The 17,721-nt window shown below is 37.5% G+C and carries 11 protein-coding genes and 3 pseudogenes; 4 read left to right on the top strand and 10 right to left on the bottom strand.

Features of this window, described 5'->3' with window-relative positions:
- Positions 1 to 28: 28 nt before the first annotated feature.
- Both UP17_RS09105 and UP17_RS09100 read right to left on the bottom strand, forming a co-directional pair.
- Positions 29 to 1,501 carry an aldehyde dehydrogenase family protein gene (locus UP17_RS09105; RefSeq protein ID WP_155727282.1) on the bottom strand — a complete coding sequence of 491 codons (1,473 nt, stop codon included), beginning with the start codon at positions 1,499 to 1,501 and terminating at the stop codon, positions 29 to 31.
- Between the two features lie 135 nt (positions 1,502 to 1,636).
- Complete coding sequence (locus UP17_RS09100) at positions 1,637 to 3,031, bottom strand: APC family permease (protein ID WP_081108770.1); 1,395 nt, start codon at positions 3,029 to 3,031, stop codon at positions 1,637 to 1,639.
- A gap of 151 nt (positions 3,032 to 3,182) precedes the next feature.
- Between UP17_RS09100 and UP17_RS09095 the strand changes: the two genes are divergently transcribed.
- Positions 3,183 to 3,986: a MerR family transcriptional regulator gene (locus UP17_RS09095; protein WP_061466038.1), complete on the top strand. Its 804-nt coding sequence runs from the start codon at positions 3,183 to 3,185 to the stop codon at positions 3,984 to 3,986.
- Positions 3,987 to 4,637: 651 nt separating this feature from the next.
- Here UP17_RS09095 and UP17_RS27460 read toward each other — a convergent pair.
- The 6 genes and pseudogenes from UP17_RS27460 to UP17_RS28685 form a co-directional block, all read right to left on the bottom strand.
- The gene (locus UP17_RS27460) at positions 4,638 to 4,787 is read right to left on the bottom strand and encodes a SunI/YnzG family protein (protein WP_155727281.1); all 150 of its coding nucleotides are present in this window, start codon (positions 4,785 to 4,787) and stop codon (positions 4,638 to 4,640) included.
- Positions 4,788 to 5,022: 235 nt separating this feature from the next.
- On the bottom strand, positions 5,023 to 6,651 hold the full coding sequence (abc-f, locus tag UP17_RS09090) for a ribosomal protection-like ABC-F family protein (RefSeq protein ID WP_061462654.1): 1,629 nt from the start codon (positions 6,649 to 6,651) through the stop codon (positions 5,023 to 5,025).
- Positions 6,652 to 7,111: 460 nt separating this feature from the next.
- Entirely contained in the window at positions 7,112 to 7,981 is an 870-nt protein-coding gene (locus tag UP17_RS09085; protein WP_061462652.1) for a cation diffusion facilitator family transporter, read from the bottom strand.
- Between the two features lie 219 nt (positions 7,982 to 8,200).
- Positions 8,201 to 8,458: pseudogene (locus tag UP17_RS09080) on the bottom strand (ATP-binding protein); the annotation flags it as partial.
- 328 nt (positions 8,459 to 8,786) lie between these two features.
- Positions 8,787 to 9,338 carry a dihydrofolate reductase family protein gene (locus UP17_RS09070; RefSeq protein ID WP_061462646.1) on the bottom strand — a complete coding sequence of 184 codons (552 nt, stop codon included), beginning with the start codon at positions 9,336 to 9,338 and terminating at the stop codon, positions 8,787 to 8,789.
- 506 nt (positions 9,339 to 9,844) lie between these two features.
- A complete protein-coding gene (locus UP17_RS28685; RefSeq protein ID WP_061462644.1) occupies positions 9,845 to 10,072 on the bottom strand; it encodes a nucleotidyltransferase domain-containing protein in 228 nt (75 codons plus the stop codon).
- Between the two features lie 375 nt (positions 10,073 to 10,447).
- Between UP17_RS28685 and UP17_RS09055 the strand changes: the two genes are divergently transcribed.
- Positions 10,448 to 10,774, top strand: a complete 327-nt coding sequence (locus UP17_RS09055; protein ID WP_061462640.1) for an antibiotic biosynthesis monooxygenase family protein — start codon at positions 10,448 to 10,450, stop codon at positions 10,772 to 10,774.
- Between the two features lie 128 nt (positions 10,775 to 10,902).
- Here the strand turns inward: UP17_RS09055 and ltrA are convergent.
- Positions 10,903 to 12,149: pseudogene (gene ltrA / locus UP17_RS09050) on the bottom strand (group II intron reverse transcriptase/maturase).
- Between the two features lie 848 nt (positions 12,150 to 12,997).
- On the opposite strand from ltrA, the pseudogene UP17_RS09045 reads away from it, so the two are divergent.
- A pseudogene (locus tag UP17_RS09045) lies at positions 12,998 to 14,262 on the top strand (transposase).
- A 136-nt stretch (positions 14,263 to 14,398) separates the two neighbouring features.
- Here the strand turns inward: UP17_RS09045 and UP17_RS09040 are convergent.
- Positions 14,399 to 14,956: a GNAT family N-acetyltransferase gene (locus tag UP17_RS09040; RefSeq protein ID WP_061462638.1), complete on the bottom strand. Its 558-nt coding sequence runs from the start codon at positions 14,954 to 14,956 to the stop codon at positions 14,399 to 14,401.
- Positions 14,957 to 15,926: 970 nt separating this feature from the next.
- Here UP17_RS09040 and UP17_RS09035 point away from each other — a divergent pair.
- Positions 15,927 to 17,720, top strand: a complete 1,794-nt coding sequence (locus UP17_RS09035; protein ID WP_061462636.1) for a laminin G domain-containing metallophosphoesterase family protein — start codon at positions 15,927 to 15,929, stop codon at positions 17,718 to 17,720.
- Position 17,721 lies beyond the last annotated feature (1 nt).

Raw genomic sequence — 17,721 nt, 5'->3', positions numbered from 1 at the left:
TTACTCTTTTATATCTACTTCTCCATTTTTAATGATCAAACCACTTTGTTGGCTCCACTTCTAAATTAATGTTGATTTGTTTTACCTCACTAAACTCATCTAAACCAAAAGTTCCTAATCCACGGCCAATTCCGCTCTGTTTATAGCCTCCCCACGGTGCTTCATTGTAGGCTAGGTTATAAGCATTAATCCACGTAATTCCGGCTCTTATTTTCTTAGTCACTCTTAAAGCCTTCGCACCGTCTTGTGAAAATACACCTGCTGCGAGGCCGTATGGAGTATCATTGGCAAGCTGGATGGCTTCACCTTCATCTTTAAATTTTTGCACGGTAAGTACTGGCCCGAATATTTCTTCCTGAACAATTCTCATGTCCGGTTTGGTATCAACAAATATCGTCGGCTCAACAAAATAGCCCATTTCAAGTCCATTGCTTGTTATACGCTTGCCTCCGCAGGCTAATGTCGCCCCTTCTTCTATGCCAAGTTGAATATATTGGAGTACCCTATTCATATGTGCTTCACTGACAAGGGCACCCATTTGTGTAGACGGTTGATCACCTGGGCCGACCCGGATCTTTTTCGCTTTCTCTGACAGTCTATCGATAAACTTGTCGTGAATGCTCTCTTCCAGCAGCAAACGCGACCCTGCATTACAAATTTGGCCAGCGTTGACAAAAATGCCATATAAAGCATAATCTACGGCTGTCTCAAAGTCTGCGTCGGCAAAAACGATGTTAGGTGACTTTCCGCCTAATTCGAGTGCAATGTTTTTAATATTTCCAGCTGCTGCTTTCATGATGCTTCTTCCCGTTGAGGTACTGCCAGTAAACGAAACCATATCAACTTTATCGCTTTCCGCTAGTTCATTTCCTACTGTTGCACCACCACCCATAACTAGATTGGCAACGCCATCTGGTATGCCAACTTCTTCGATAATCTCAAATAATTTAGTAGTCGAAATCGGAGTGACCTCGGATGTTTTAAATACAATCGTATTTCCTGCAGCAAGGGCAGGGGCTATTTTCCAAGCTCCAGTCAGTAAAGGAAAATTCCACGGAGCGATCAGTCCACATACCCCTACCGGCTCTCGAACAACCATGGCCTGTACAGGACCGGAAACAGGATACGTTTGGCCGTCCGGTTTAGTGACTAAACCGGCATAATAACGAAAACAATCCGCTGCGTCAGCAATGTCAAACTCTGCTTCTTTAAGAGGTTTTCCGGTATTGGCTGTTTCAAATTGGCTAAGCTCAGATGCATGTTCTTCAATTTTCTTTGCTATTTTAAATAAATAGGAAGCTCGCTCCGAAGCCGGAAGGTCTGACCAAATGCCGGAATCAAATGCGGTTCGTGCCGCATCAATGGCCATCCGGGCATCTTCTGCATTTCCGTTGGGAGACTTCGCAATGATCTTACCGTTTGCGGGGTTAACAACATTACTCTTTTCTTTACTCAAAGAATCCATCCACTCACCGTTTATAAACATTTTCAACTTATGCAATTTGAAAAACCTCCAGTTCGTTATTCTTACTTAAACGATCTCGCTTTAAAAATAGGCAGCGCTTTCATTTTTCTTTATTTTCAAAATATTCCACCTCCTTTAGATACATTAACTTACTTCAGTGTAAGAAACGGATTAAAAGTCTTCTACCTTTTGGGAAAGAATTTTTTCATTCACAGCTTCTACCTCTTGAGGAATGATCTCTTCATCAAAATGAAACTCAGGAAGAGGTTTGCGAAAAAAATTTGTCATATAAAGAAGATATGCTAAGCCACATATCACCCAAATTCCTCCAAGAATCAATGCCTCTATTTCTAAATGTGACCATAACCACATAGTAAATACTGCGCCCATGAACGGTAAAAATAAATACCTTATGCAATCGTTAAAAGATCGTTTCTGATTTTTTATAAAATAATGGGCGATGACAGATAGATTAACAGATGCAAAAGCAATGAGCCCTCCAAAATTGATAAACTTGATAACTTGCTCCAAAGTTAACACGACGCCTAGTAAAGAAATTATTCCTATCACGATAATACCGTGTGACGGTGTTTTAAATTTGGGATGAATATAACCAAATAGATTTTCAGGCAATACTGAATCCCGGCCCATTGCATATAACACACGTGATGCGCTTGTAATTGAAGCAACTCCTGAAGAAAAGTTACCAATAATTACCGCAGTTATAAATAATGATTTGAATAGGTTTCCTCCTACAAGTATAGCGATTTCCATGGCTGCTGAATCAGTGTTTTCAAATGAAAAACCCGGAAAGACCAATTGTGCTAAGTAAGAAGAGCCAATATACAAAACCCCTATTAACAGCAACATTATGATAATAGCTCTTGGGATGGTTTTTTCAGGATTGATTGTTTCCTCTGACAAGGTAGTAAGTGAGTCAAAACCAAGAAAACTAAAACAAAGAATTGAGGATCCTGCTAAGATTACTGACAAGGGAACCTCTGAATTGAATAATGGTTTACTCGAGAAAAGAGTGCCTGTCCCTACTCCATCTAATAAATTTTTGACGGTTAATATCCAGAAAAGACTAACGAAAATGATTTGAGCAATAACGAAAATTTTACTTGCAGATGCTGATGTCTTTACCCCTAGAATGCTCGGTACAACTATGATAGAAGTTAAAAGAATAATCCACACATAATGTGGAATCCCTGGAAACACTGCACTTAAAAAGACAGTGGACATCAAACACGTCACCATAGGTGTTAACATATAATCAAGCATAATTGTCCAACCAACAATAAACCCAACTTTAGGATTAATAGATTTTTGAGTAAATGTATAAGCTGAACCTGAGATAGGGTATGCTTTTGCCATTTTTCCATAGCTGAGCGCTGTAAAAAATATTGCTAGAAATGCAATACTATACGCACCCGTAATTACACCATGTGAGGTTACGGTAGCTATTCCATAGGTATTAAAAAATACCATGGGGTTATTCCAAGCAATCCCTAAAAAAACAACCTGTGACAAAGTAAGTGTTCTAGCAAGTTTTTTCCGTTTCATAATCAGCTCCCCCACATTTATAAAGAATACTCAGAAGATTTGAATTATTGTGTATTTTGATTATAAAGGTTGTTGTAACACAAAGGTCAACACCTGTATTATATTTTTTAAGGGGGCGATTAAACTGAAAGAAAAATTAACTATTGGTGAGATGGCAAAGTTACGAGGGATGACTACGGAGACCTTGCGCCATTATGATCGGATTAACTTATTCAAGCCGCAATATATCGATTCACATTCGGGATATCGCTACTATTCAATTTTCCAGTACGAGGTTTTAGGAACCATTAAAGAATTACGGCAACTTGGAATGAGTACGGACGAAATAAAGGATTATTTCAATGAACGTAATTTCAGTAAGTCTTTAGACATTCTTAAAGTCAAACACGCAGATCTTGTTTCAAAGCTTAATGAATTAACTGACTTGGAAGAAAATGTCCAGAAAAAAATTGAATATTTAGATCAAATATCAAGAGAAAAGGAACTACAAACAGTCATGTTCCACAAAATAGGACCCAGGAAATTAATTACATTGAATGAAAAAATCAATAATAATTTAGAGCTCTGTTATGGAGTTATAAGGCTAGAAAATATGCTTGCTGAGAAGTCACCAATTCTGGCCAGTAACAGACTAGGAATTCTCATCCAGGAAGCAGATCTTAAATCTAAACGTTTTGAAGAACCATCAGTCATTTTTGTTGTGGCAAAAAATAAAGAAAAAATACCAAAGCAGCACCAAAGAATCATTCAGGCTGGGTTGTTTGCGTGTATCCGTTATAATGGGGAATTATTATGGAACCGAAGTGAAAGCTTGAGTAAAATAATGGATTATCTTGATGAAGGTGGTTATCAAATTACCGGCGATGCGCTGCAAATTATGCATGTTGATATTACGATCACAGATAAACCAAACGAGGTTACCTTTGAAATTCAAGTTCCCGTTCAAAAGGTCTGACCTATTTGCGCAGGACAAATGTTTATGTGTGTGGTTTAGACAAAAAAATAGGAGTAGAGGTTCTGGTGCAAGAAATCTATGAAACGTTGACATACTGATACCACTAATCTAAAAAGGATGTGGATTATATTTCATCCGTTAAAGAAGAATGGTTAATTATCAAAAAGAGGGAAATAAGATAAAATGTTTCCAAAATTAGCACAGAAAGACTATTACTAAGAGAAATGACAAAAGAGGATACAGAAGGTATTTTACTTGCATTTCTAACGAAGATGTAACACGTTTTTATGAGCAAGAAACATTACAGAATATAGACAAGCAGAGAGATTGATAGATTTTCTTTCAAAAAAACTATAATGAAAAATAGACGCATTCGCTGAGGGATTGAAAGAAAAGATGCCAAAGATATAATTGGAACAATTGGCTTTAATTCTTGGTTTACCTTGCATAAAAAAGAAGAAATAGGTTACTAAATCCACCCATAGCAGTGGAGAAGAGGGTATACTTCAGAAGCAATATATTTTGAATAGTTCGATTAATGCATCTCGGTAATAAAGTGTTTTTAATTTTTAATGCTAAAAAGTAAGAGCCTTTGTACTTACCGTAACAAAGGCTCTTTAAAGTTAATTAAAAAGTTTATTAAAAGAGAAGCTAAAATATTCTAATCGCACTTTTCCCTTCTCCCCCATAGGTATCATCGTTAGTTATTGCCATGATGTCCGAGATTGGGATTGTCACTTTGGAAAACTGCCATTTAATGATCAAATTTTCATTTATTTTTTCAATTTGAATTCCAATCAAAATAAGTCCCTCTTTAATGTACCTGGTTAATTTTAACATTTATCATCTACTTTATCATTAATGACTACTAATTCATTTTTATAGAATTCTATTTTAAGCATATAAGTTAACTTGATAATAGAGGGAATATGTACATACGATGTTCTGAGAAACTAATTCTTTGCTATAAACATGCTTTTATCCATTAAAAGGCCCCTCTCGATGGAGAAGAGCCTTTTATGATTGCACTTAACACTTAACCTTCAAGCTGCTTTTTCTTACTTAAAAGCTGTAGGAATTCCTTATCCAATTCCTCTTTTTCCTCTTCATTCATAACCCTGGACAGTTTCCCAAGTGTATCAATGATTTGTACTTCAATCATAAGAAGTTCATCCTGTTTAACTTGATGGCCATCCATGCCCTTATCCAATTTTGTTGATTCCTGGTTGACAGTTCTTACTCTCGGAGGTTCATCCTCGAATGAAAGTACATGCGTTGCAAGTGATTGGATCAATGAACGATCATGACTCACAAAAACGATTGTTCCTGGATATGCTTTTAACACTTCGATTAAAGCCTCTTTCGTATTTATATCCAGGTAATTTGTAGGTTCATCCAAAACCAATACATTATAGTTTCCCAAAAAAACTTTTGCCAGCGAGGCCCTGACTCTTTCCCCACCGCTTAAGAGTGATACTTGTTTGTGAACGTCATTTTCTTTAAAAGCCAATCTTGATAATAATGTACGAATGAAGGCTTGATTGTAGGGACTATCCTCCAAAATATTTTCAAGTACCGTTTTACTTTCATTCAAATTTTCTTGTTGTTGTGCAAAAAATCCTATCTTTGCCGGCTTCGCGACATATATATCTGTGTGACGTTTCACTATCTTTTTCATCAATGTGGTTTTTCCTGAACCATTTTGACCATTGATGGCGAGTCTGCATGCCAGGGGAACATCTCCGTAAATATGTTGTTTCAGCATTCTAGAACCGACCTTCAGGGAACAGCCATTAAATCGAATGACCCTTTTGCTGTGCAGTGATGGAAATTCCGAAATATCAAAAATGATAGGAGGATCTTCCCGCGGTTTTTCTTTTTTTGCTAATTTTTCGATCCGAGTTTCAATCGCTTCAGCAGAACGGTTCAGTTTCGCTTTTTGTTTCCCAGCGCTGCGTTTATGCAGCCTTGCTTCTGAATTGCCCATTCGTTTAGGGGCTTTCCTAATTGAATCAGATTTGCCTTGCAGGTTTTGTGCAGCCTGTTTCAATCTATTCTTTTCGCGAGTATACTCTTCAAATTCCTTCTTTTCTTTTTCTGTTTTTGCTTGCTTCTGCTTTGTATACGCTTCGTAATTCCCTTCATATACAGTAACCTTGCCTTGCTCAACTTCCCATATTGTTGTACAAAGATGATTTAAGAATGCCTTATCATGTGAAGTAAGCAATATAGCGCCATTAAAAGACTTTAAATCCTTTTCCAATTGTTCAATTCCGAATACATCCAAATGGCTAGTAGGTTCATCCGCAATCAATACATCCGCATTGGAGGTCAGCGCAGCGGCGATTTTTCTTCGAGTCCGTTCGCCGCCGCTTATCATTTCTTGATCCTCATCTGGCAGTTTCCATATACTCGTTAATACTCCGCTTATTTCTTGTTCATTTCCCTCTATCTGTGGGATATAGCTGACTGTTCCATAGCTTTCTATATGACCGGAATCTGGTTCATTAACGCCTGCTAATATAGAAAGCAGAGTCGTTTTGCCTTCTCCATTTCTACCAACTAAACCAACACGGTCATAACTGTATAGATGAAGTGAATCAACGGAAATAACTTCACGGTTCCCGTAGCTTTTCTTTAAATCATTCGCCTTTAAAAATAACATGAAAAATCCCCCTCTATTTTTTCTAGAGAGAGATCGCCTGTTACTAAATTAATATACATAAACCAAATATACCTCTCCTGATTTCGATACCAGAAAAAGTATTTGTATATGAATTAGTACCTATAAACGAACAGACGAATCCCATCTCTAAACATAATCATTAAAAATCTCACATGGGTATCTAAAAAGATTCTTGTTCAAATGAAAAATTGACGCTCACTTAGAACTCACCAATAAAATCGGTAAGCAAACAAAGTGACGCACACTTGCATTGAACATACCTAACCGTTTACACCCATTGAAATAGATTTAGATTTACTGTTTATTAGATAAGATTACTGCTTCATTGTATAAGGTACCTTTTCCTTCCAATATAATAAATTAATGATTGCACATTATTATATGTTTGTAAAGCTAATATATACCCGTTTTTGTTAATGATCAAAAAAAAAAGAGTTCATTAATTTGGTTCTACATGGACATGAACATCGTATACTCCATGATTTCTCATCATCACTTTTTCTACATGGGTCGCAATATCATGAGCTTCTTTAATATCCAACGTAGAATTGACAAGGATCACAACATCAATCACTTCATTATTCCCGTAATTCCTCCCTTTAATTTCTTTTATCCCCTTGACTCCATTCAGATTTGTAATTACATCCTTATAAAGTTGAATTTTATTTTCATCAAATCCGTCAGAAAGTTCATGGGAGGCTTGAATGAATATATCCCAGGCTGTTTTGCATATTAATAGTCCAACAATGATGGCAGTTAGGGAATCCAGCCAAGGCATTTTTAATTGGGAGCCAAAAATCCCTATAGCTGTTCCGATACTTACCCAAGCATCGGAAATATTATCTTTTGAAGCTGCCAGAACGGCTTTACTGTTAATCTTAATAGCAAGCTTCTTATTATACCGATATACAAAATACATAGCTATTGCTGATAAAACGCCTACATACCCGGCAATAATGTCAGGTGATTCTTTTCCACCTTTAAGCATGGAAGCAACTGCATCTATTAAAACTTGTACACCAACAGCAAACATAATAAATGAAGCTACCATCGAAGCAATCGTTTCACTTTTCCAATGGCCATAACCATGATCTTTATCGGGGGGTCTTTGAGCGAGCCTTAATCCGATCAGTACAGCAATCGAGGCGATAATATCAGTGGTGTTGTTCAAACCATCCGCCTTTAATGCAGCTGAGTCACTTATGTATCCTATAGCCAATTTCATGATTGATAGACAAATATAAGCAATGATACTAATGATTGCACCACGTTCGCCTAATTTGAGGTCATTATATTTTTGTTCTTCCATTCAACTTCCCCCCACAATTAAGTACATGAATATAATATCAACTTAAAAATGGGTGGGTCTATAGCAACCTTTTTGTATCGTTTTATATAAGTAAGTGCTAGATAACTATGTTGCATTCGGTAAACTATCTGAAAAGAATAATATTTACTGGAAACTTGACAAAAAGCCCAGCATGAAATAATCCTGCATCACGCCGCAAAATAACGAGCTAAGTGAGATTTAAATCGTATTTTCGACTGTAAAACAAAATAAAGTTCCTCTTTCATTTGATTGTAAATTATATTTTATTTGCAGGATCCTTGCTATGTCCTCAATTATTTTTAAACCAAGCCCCCTACTTTTACTATCGATAACAAAACCACTCCCATTATCCCTGATAATCACCACATTTTTTTCAATCGTTATCTCAAGTTTGTCAGCCTTCGAGTGCTTTAACGCATTTTGGAAAATGTTATCAAATAACCTTTGGAGCCATAACGGCAATGAATATAAAAAATATATTATTTAATACTTTAAATAATCTTTTCATAGTATTCTCCTTTCAAGTTATATTGAAAGGATATGATTTAAAAATAAATTTCTCATTAATTTTCATTGAATATTTTCGCTTTTCACTTAAGATAAGCCACCATTTGTTCATTTTGAGGAGAATTCATCTTCAATAATCAGGGAATTAAAAAGTCACTTCACTAGTAAACTTTAATTATTACAAAAGAAAAGGGCTGCTCCAACGCAACCCCCACCATGAAATAAAGCATCCCTAATTAGGGAATGAAGTTTTTATTTAGCTACCCGTCCCTAATTCCTATGTATAAATAATATTATACGTGGATTTAATCACTCCGTTTTGATATTGCTTCATTTCAACTAAATCTAATTTCAGACCTGGCTTAACACTGCCAAAAAGAGGGATACCTTCACCGATGATGATTGGATTCACTTTCAGCACCAATTGATCTATGAGTTTATGTTTCAACAACGTTCCAGCCAGTTCGCCGCCCCCGCAAAGCCATAACTTACCGTCACTTTTCTGCTTGAGGTCTTCAATAAAAGCTACGGCGTTTCCTTTTATAAGTTCTACTTCCTCGTTCGATTCAAACTGAAGGGAGTTCGAGAATATATAATGTTTCAAACCCTTATAGCCTGGTTCACCCGGTTTAGCTCCGAATTGAAATCCAAATTCATATGTTTTACTTCCCATCAACACTGCTTCATATTTCTGGATATCGGATAAAAAGTCTGGGACATGATCTCCTTCAAATAAGAAAAAAGATTGATTGATATTCCCATCCAACATTGCTTGATCGGCAATGAAATTGTCCAGTGAAACCGCTACATGATACACCAATTCTGCCACTTATTCATCCCTCCAAAAGTGATTACACATTTTACATTAACAACGAGTGTCCCATAACCTTTTGTAAAAGGTATCAGATAACCATATCCATTATTCTTTTGATATGATCTTCATTTGTTTCGACACCCACTTGAGTACAAAGACATTTATTTAGTCTAAGGAATTCTGGGATCATACCTCTCAACGTTTTAATAATTTCATTTGAATTACGTCCACAACTCCAACTTTCTAAAGGGATAATTGTTTTTCATCTAATTTACTTCTTTTGCCCTCGATTTTCGACCAAACTCCATAGGGCCCATCTATATGTTCTTCCATTTCCATATACCACCCAGACACAATCAGCCACCGTATCCTATCAAGATTGGATAGTGCATATAACATTTCTCCCCTCATAACGGCTCTATAGGTTTCATGGACAAAAGCAAGCAGCTTTCCTCTCCAATGTTCAACTTCATCTGGTGAGTGATACCAGCTATCCACTTTCACAAAGGGATCATAATGAGTTACGACATACGGTGAAGAAGGATTGTAGTCTTCGTGAAATGAAACATTCCCCAGTTATTGGCTATATCCCTTTTTCCCTTTAAAAAATCTGCTTTCCGTTCTGAAATAACAATGGTGTGCAAATCTATATCAGAGTAATGATCATAGTTTCCTTTTGCTAATGAACCGGCTAGGTAAATAGCTAAAACATCAGGATCTGCTGATAGATCCTTTAATGCCTTTTTCAAATGAATATCGCGTTGTTTCGGTAAAAATACATCTCTTTCTTTATGTTTACTGACAAATCCCGCACAAAGAAACCATCTCCTTTTTTTGTAAAAACCTTAAATGTAATATATTCGTGCATTAGGAGAAAAAACCTTCCGCAGAACAGGCTTATTAAGGAAATTAACAGCTTCCGAAAACTTTTTAGGCTTTTATTAATTTCTTGGCTTGAGATCAAGGCCCCACTTCACCTTGCACAGGCTGTCTGTAAATATTTTTCTTACCTGGAATGGTTTTTAATTTTACAATCAGCTTTCTTTATCAGGGAATAGCCCCTATCCACGTTCTTCCCTATGTGATATTATTTTGAATACTAAGATAGAAGGAGGCGCCATTCCATGTTTCTTGCAAATACACCTGAACCACCCTATTACGCTTGTATTTTCACTTCTCAAAGAAACGATAGAGATGCTACAAGCTACAATTCAACCGCTGATTTCATGGACGAACTTGCCGCCCAACAAGATGGCTATTTAGGAGTCGAAAGCGTAAGAGATCAAAACGGAGTAGGAATTACCGTATCCTATTGGAAATCCCTAGATGCCATTAAGCTTTGGAAAGAAAATGCTGCCCACAAAAAAGCACAAGAAAAAGGAATGAAAGATTGGTACTCGTCATACACAACCCGAATTTGCAAGGTTGAAAGAGATTATACAATCAAGTAAGCAAACTAAGACTTCATGTACATAGATGTTGTGTTTATGAATTTTCAGCTATAATCGAGTAGAAGGAGGCGCCTAGCCTCCGACCTCTCACACCACCGTACGTACCGTTCGGTATACGGCGGTTCAGTTTAAGTCTGACGTAGTTTTGTATATCGTTCATATAGATTTACTAACCCATGATGGAGCCAATAAACATTATTAAGGGTTTTGTCTAGAATAGGACTATGCGCTATGCGCCAATAACCCTTTCTGCTATTTCCCCATTCATATGCTTTTCCAAATGGGACGCCTAATCCTTTGAGTTTCCTCACCCTCGTTCTTGGTAATTTCCATTGCTTCCATAGGCACATTCTGAGTCTTCTTCGAATCCATGAATCTAAATTCTTCAATACGTTCGGAGTATCAATGAGGGCGAAATACCCCATCCAACCTCTAAGGTATTGCTTTAACTTATTTATTCGGAGTTCCATGGGTATCGGTAATTTTCTCGAGGTCATTTCCCTGATTCGTTTCTTTACCCTCTTCACCGTTTGTTTAGCCAGTAGAACCTTCGGGTTCTTCTTTGACTTCGTGAAACTAAAACCGAGAAACGTTCTGTTCCAAGGGCGATCATACTTCGACTTCTCGTAGTTGACCTTTAGCTTCAGTTTATTTTCAATGAAGCTTGAGATATTTCCCATTGCACGTTTGGCGGCTTTTCGTGTCTTCACAAAGATAGTACTGTCATCCGCATACCTTACGAATCGAAGATTGCGTTTCTCTAGTTCTTTATCTAAATCGTCTAACATGATATTAGATAATAAAGGACTTAACGGACCTCCTCACTTTTATGAAAAAGTCCGCCTATCATAATGCCTGCTTGAAGGAATTTACGAATCAGTTTAAGAACTCGTTTATCTTCAATTTTCCGCTCTAACATTCCCATGAGCTTGTCATGATTCACTTTATCGAAGAACTTCTCCAAATCCATATCCACTACCCATGTATAACCTTCGGTTATATAGGACTTTGCCTTTCGAACCGCCTGGTGCCCTTGTTTGTTAGGGCGAAATCCATAGCTATTCTCCGAAAAGGTTGAGTCATATATCTTGGTCAATATTTGGGCAATGGCTTGTTGAATGAAACGGTCTAGAACGGTTGGAATACCCAAAAGCCGAACTCCGCCGTTTGGTTTCGGGATTTCGATACGACGGACGGGCTTCGGTTGATAGGTACCCTGTAAAAGGGCAGTTTTCATGTTGTACCATTCGGTTACGAGGTGCGGTCTCAGGTTTTGGACCCGCATTCCATCTACACCATGGCTTCCCTTATTTCTTTCTACACGCTTCAATGCCTGTATTAAGTTTTCCCTCTCTAGTATCTGTTCCATTAACATCGTTGATATCCTTTCTACGTGAATAAATGGTCTATTTGTGCCTTTATCTGCTCCACCCTTTTGAAGTTCCCCGTGTATTCACCACTTCTTCCTTCAAATAAGTTCCGTTAGGAATTGTTTGCTTCTTCACAGATAACGAACGCCTAGTATTCATCCGCCTTAATCTGTTCGGTCCTTCCTTATCTTCTCGAGTAGACAAGTACTATGACCTCTGCTGACTTCTGATGATTCAGCTGTCCATCACTGGAAAGGTTACCAAGTGTACTTGGCTGTCATCAGACCTCCCCGGGTAAGAGTGCAATCTTTCCCTCCATCTATCTGCTTCATTTACTCTGTACCACCTTCGGCAGTAAGGACTTTGTTTTGTTTTGCAAACTCATCCAATGATACCTAGCCTTATATGAAGTTCGTGTTCCTCAGACCGGAGGTTTGCCGCTTGCTTCCTTCAGATTCCACGTCACCGTGGACACCCTTGCATTAAGCTAACCACTACTACTGCCTTCATGATTCGGGACTTTCACCCTATAGATTGCACCCATGCCGGGCGCACGAAAAAGACCGCTTTTCAGCGGTCTCAGACTGTAGACAAACTCGATGAAAATCGAGTTTGTCTATTTTTTATGAGTTGTACAATTTGGCCGTTGATTGGAACGTAGGGCACTCGCTTTCCGCGGGCGGTCGGGGAGCCTCCTCGGCTTTCGCCTGCGGGGTCTCCCCTAGACGCGCTTTTCTAAGCAGGAGTCTCGAACACCCGCTCCAATCAACTTTGTCTTACCTTTTAGATAAACACTTTTGCCTGGAGTCATTTTTGTTTTAAAATGGAAGTATTAAAACTTGAGGTGATGAGGATGCTTTCTAAACATGATTCTATTCAGCGAGATCAACTTGAAATGATTACGTTAGATCAACTGGTGCCACCGAACCATTTGATTCGTAAAATGGAGGCTGCCATTGACTTCACTTTCATTTATGACTAGGTGAAAGAGATGTATTCAGGTAGGACGCCCAAGTATTGATCCAGTTATTTTAGTTAAACTGACATTCATTCAATATACCTTCGGTATTCGTTCCATGCGTAAAACGATTGAAGAAGTTGAAACCAATATGGCTTACCGTTGGTTCTTAGGCTATGGTTTCCATGATAAAGTACCTCCTACTCCACGTTCGAGAAAAATTAGGAGCGACGCTTTAAAGATACAGACCTGTTTGAACAGATTTTCTATCGCATTTTAATGACAGCTGCTAATAAAAAGTTAATAAGTGCTGAACACGTTTTCGTGGATTCCACACATGTGAAAGCAAGTGCGAATAAACGGAAATTTGAAAAGAAAATCGTTCGTAAAGAAACACGAGCGTATCAAGGGCGTCTTCAAGAAGAAGAGATTAAAGAAAGTACAACGGATTCTGAGAGTGGCTACTATGTGAAAGATGAACGAACAAAACAGTTTGCCTATTCATTCCACGCCGCCGCAGACCGCAACGGTTTTGTATTGGGAACGATTGTTACACCTGGAAATACACATGACAGTCAAATCTTAAAGCCACTAGTTGAACAAGTGATTGAGAAAGTTGGAAAACCGGAAGCCGTTGCCGCAGATGCAGCTTATAAAACACAGCGATTACAAGCTACCTATTTAACAAAGAAAATCATACCGGCTTTACCTTATACACGTCCTCGCACAAAGGAAGGATTCTTCCTCAAACAGGACTATGTATACGATGAACATTTTGATTGTTACCTTTGCCCTTCGGGCGAAACTTTAAAGTACTCAACAACCAATAAAGAGGGCTATCGCGAGTTTGTGCAACATGCTCATATTTATCACGGTGTATAGAAAGCAAAGACTGTCAAAAAGTGGTGACACGGCATATCTGGCAAACACATGTGGAAGAAGCAGATCATCTGCGTCATCATCAAGTTGTAAAACCTATATATGCGAAACGTAAAGAAACGATTGAGCGTGTATTCTCAGATGCAAAAGAAAAGCATGGTATGCGTTGGACTACTCTAAGGGGACTTAAAAAATTGTCGATGCAGGCGATGCTTACTTTTGCTGCCATTAATTTAAAGAAGATGGCCAATTGGACATGGAAAGGTCCAAAAATGGCCTAACATAGTGGGCTCGTAGCTCCAATCTCTTAACTATAGGCGGAAATTCAAAGGGAATTTCAAAAGGGGTTCGAAATTTTTTAATTCCGAACCCCTTTTGTCTACAAACTGAGACCGCTTTTTAGCGGTCTTCACACTGTTATAAGAAAATGTCATTAAGATCTTCTTTTATGAGTGAGTACATATATAAATCATCGAATTTGCCACAAGTATATTCATAATGCCTCAGCAATCCTTCTCTTCTAAATCCTTGTTTTTCCACTAGTTTATAGGATGGGCTATTAGCAGGTTCAATTAAAGCTTCTATCCTTTCCAGGTGAAAGTGACGATAACCATACTTTACAACAGCTTCCAATGCTTCACTTGCAATGCCTTTTCCCCAATGATCTTTATTTAATTCATATCCAATTTCAGCTCGATGATGTTTGGTGACCATATTCAGGAAACCGCAACTGCCTATAACCTTACCGGATTCTTTTAATGTAATTCCCCATCTAATTCCTGTACCTTCTTTGAATATAGATTCGTACCACTTAATTTCATCCCATACTTCATTTTCTGATTGGCATGGATATAACCCCATTGGCTTCACGACATCTGTATCAGATAGGTATGTAAACATATCTCCAGCATCCTCTATTGTAACTTTCCTTAAAATCAATCGGCGTGTTTCAATAAGCGGAAATTCTTTTTCCATCCAAATCCCCTCCCCCCAAGTCCCTTTTTCCATTCCTTACTATTTCAATCATTACCTAATTAATGCCGATAATCAACTTTTTATCGCTGTAAGAATTATTGAATCCTCGTTGATGTTAATAATAAAAAGGCGTTCTACTTTTTCTAGTATCGCTTTTTATACCATTTAATTGATTCAATCATTTATAAATAAATTTCTGTTACTGCTGCAATCATTTAGAACATTGGCCTCCGATTTTTATCTTTCATTTCAAGAACACTTCTTATCATTTCATCAGGGCATCGGTCCCTTTACTGCTCTTATGCTGAAACCTGCACCAAGTCATTTATATATGTTGGAATTTTCAGTTAAGAGGTTTTTTTCACGCACACCTTCAGATCGATGGTTTCAACTGGCCAAAACAGATGATTTTCTTGTTCATCTACATACCAAGTTTGCTCTTTGCGAGAAGTGAAGGTTGGATGCCAAAGTCGTCTCATACGCAAAAAAAATTGCATCATCATTTTTGTTTTGTTTCACTTTTCATACATCTCCTATAAATCAAGATAGCCTCCTAATACTACGTCAATTTCAGTAGGCTATCTTCTCCTTCTTACCATTTCATTCACCTCATTTTTCTTGATGAATCATTGTCCTTATACTTTCAAATGCTTGCTTATTTACCTTCCCATCAGAGGTTCAGATTCAATCAAACCATAACATGTAATTTTATGTTTAAAGCGTTCCTTCAACAAGGTAAATCAAACGCATCAGGCCTTACCTCCTAATGTGTTTTGCAGGAATAAGTCTTTTTTCCTCATCCTTAATAAGTTATCAAGAAGATAAGCAAACTATATCCATATTGCAGCTTATAAGAATCTCCCTGCCTAGGCTTAGTTTTCGACAAATTATCCAGGTAGTAAATAAAGAATAAATGAATAACGGTTATTCTTAAAATCGCTTAATCAATATTTAATGGGGTGAATGTTTTATGAGAATGAAAAAAGCTTTTATAGGTCTCTCACTCTTATTTATGATTGTTCCTGGTATAGCTAAGTCGGCCGATTTTTTTAATCCCGCTTCTAAAAATGATCGCAGCGGTATCGTGGCAAATTGGAAATTCACAAAACAACATGTAAAAAGCGGTTCAATCGATAAAGGTAATTTAATTTTAGAAGATACAAGCAAACAAGGAAATGATTTAAAGTTAGTGACGATAGGTGATCCTGCCTCGCCTGAATTGAAAAATATGATTCAATGGTCTGAAGAAGATTATTATGATCAACAAGAAGGGGGAAGCATGAAATTCGCAAATTACGAGAACGCGCCTTCAGGAAGATATTTCAAAACCAAAAAGGATGCACCAATAAATTCTGAGAAATTCGATAAGGGTTTTACCATTGAAGCGGTTTTTAAGTTGCCAAGGGAATCCAAGAGCGGCATGGGTCTCTTTTCCAGACAAGGACAGGCTGCCGATCTTAATAAATTGGAAGGCGAGAAGAAAATCCTTTCGGCATTAACTATATCCAATGATCAAAAAATACACTGGACAAGCCATCCATCTAATTTAAATTATAATGTAAGCAATTGGTCCCGAGCTTTAAATCCTGATGAGTGGTACCATTTAGCGGTCGTTAATGATAGTTACACGACTACTTTAACTTTGAATGGCGTAAGTGATTACGGAAAATCAGAAAAGGTCATCGGAATTGCAGCATTAAAAGGTAAAGGCTGGAACATCGGAGCATCTGAATGGGGAAATAAGCTGGGTGGACTATTCAGGGGGAATATCCAAGAAATACGTATTGCTGATAAGGCTTTGACTGAAAAAGAATGGATTGTGCAGGATGCTCGCGATGATAAACCATTCGAAGGATCAAACAAAGCGTTACCTTTTCTAACGAATAGAAAGAATTATAATTTTCTTTTTGTTCCAGATGTCCAGAAATATTCAAGCCAAAATCCCGAGATTTTCAATAGCCAAATGAACTGGATTTCCAAAAACACTAAAAAGAACAATATCATTATGAATACATTTGTTGGAGACATAGTCGATAATGATTTAGAAGAACAATGGCAGAATTCCCTTGGAGCCATTTCCAATATGGATAAAAATGAAGTTCCATATATGATAGCGGCCGGAAATCATGACTATGCTAAAGGAGATCCTTTCTTAACACATTATGGGCCGAAGCGTTTTGTTAATAAAAAATACTATAAGGGGTCTTCTCCGTCTGGTTATAGCTCTTATGCAATGGCTAAAGCAGGAAGTTATGAATACTTAATCTTAATAGTGGATATGAAAAGTCTGCATAAGGACTTGGAATGGTCAAAACAGGTTCTAGATCAACATAAAGATAAACCGACGATCCTCGTCTCACATGATATTATTTACCCTAAAGTTAAAGATGATAAAACCATTGCCGCCGAGTCTTCCAATGGCCGACTGATTTGGAGGGAACTTGTTAAGGACCACGATCAAGTGTTCATGACGGTAAATGGACATTATTTTGGAATAGCACATCAGGTCAAACAAAACTCAGCAGGAAATGATGTCATTCAAATGCTAGTCAATTACCAAACGAATTATCGAGGGGGGAATGGCTGGCTACGACTTGTAGAATTTGATGAAAAGAAAAAAGAACTGATATTCCGTACCTTTTCCCCATTTGTCGATGAAATGTCTAAAAAAGAAAAATCTTATATCGATTATAAATTTTTAACTAGCGAAAATAATTCATTTAAATTGAATTGGGACTTTAAAAATAGATTTAACTTTAATTAAT

Origin of the sequence: Peribacillus simplex, assembly GCF_001578185.1 — a bacterium.
GTDB lineage: Bacteria > Bacillota > Bacilli > Bacillales > DSM-1321 > Peribacillus > Peribacillus simplex_A.
The sequence above is the reverse complement of the archived record's forward strand: the minus strand, read 5'-3'. Positions and strand labels throughout refer to the sequence as shown.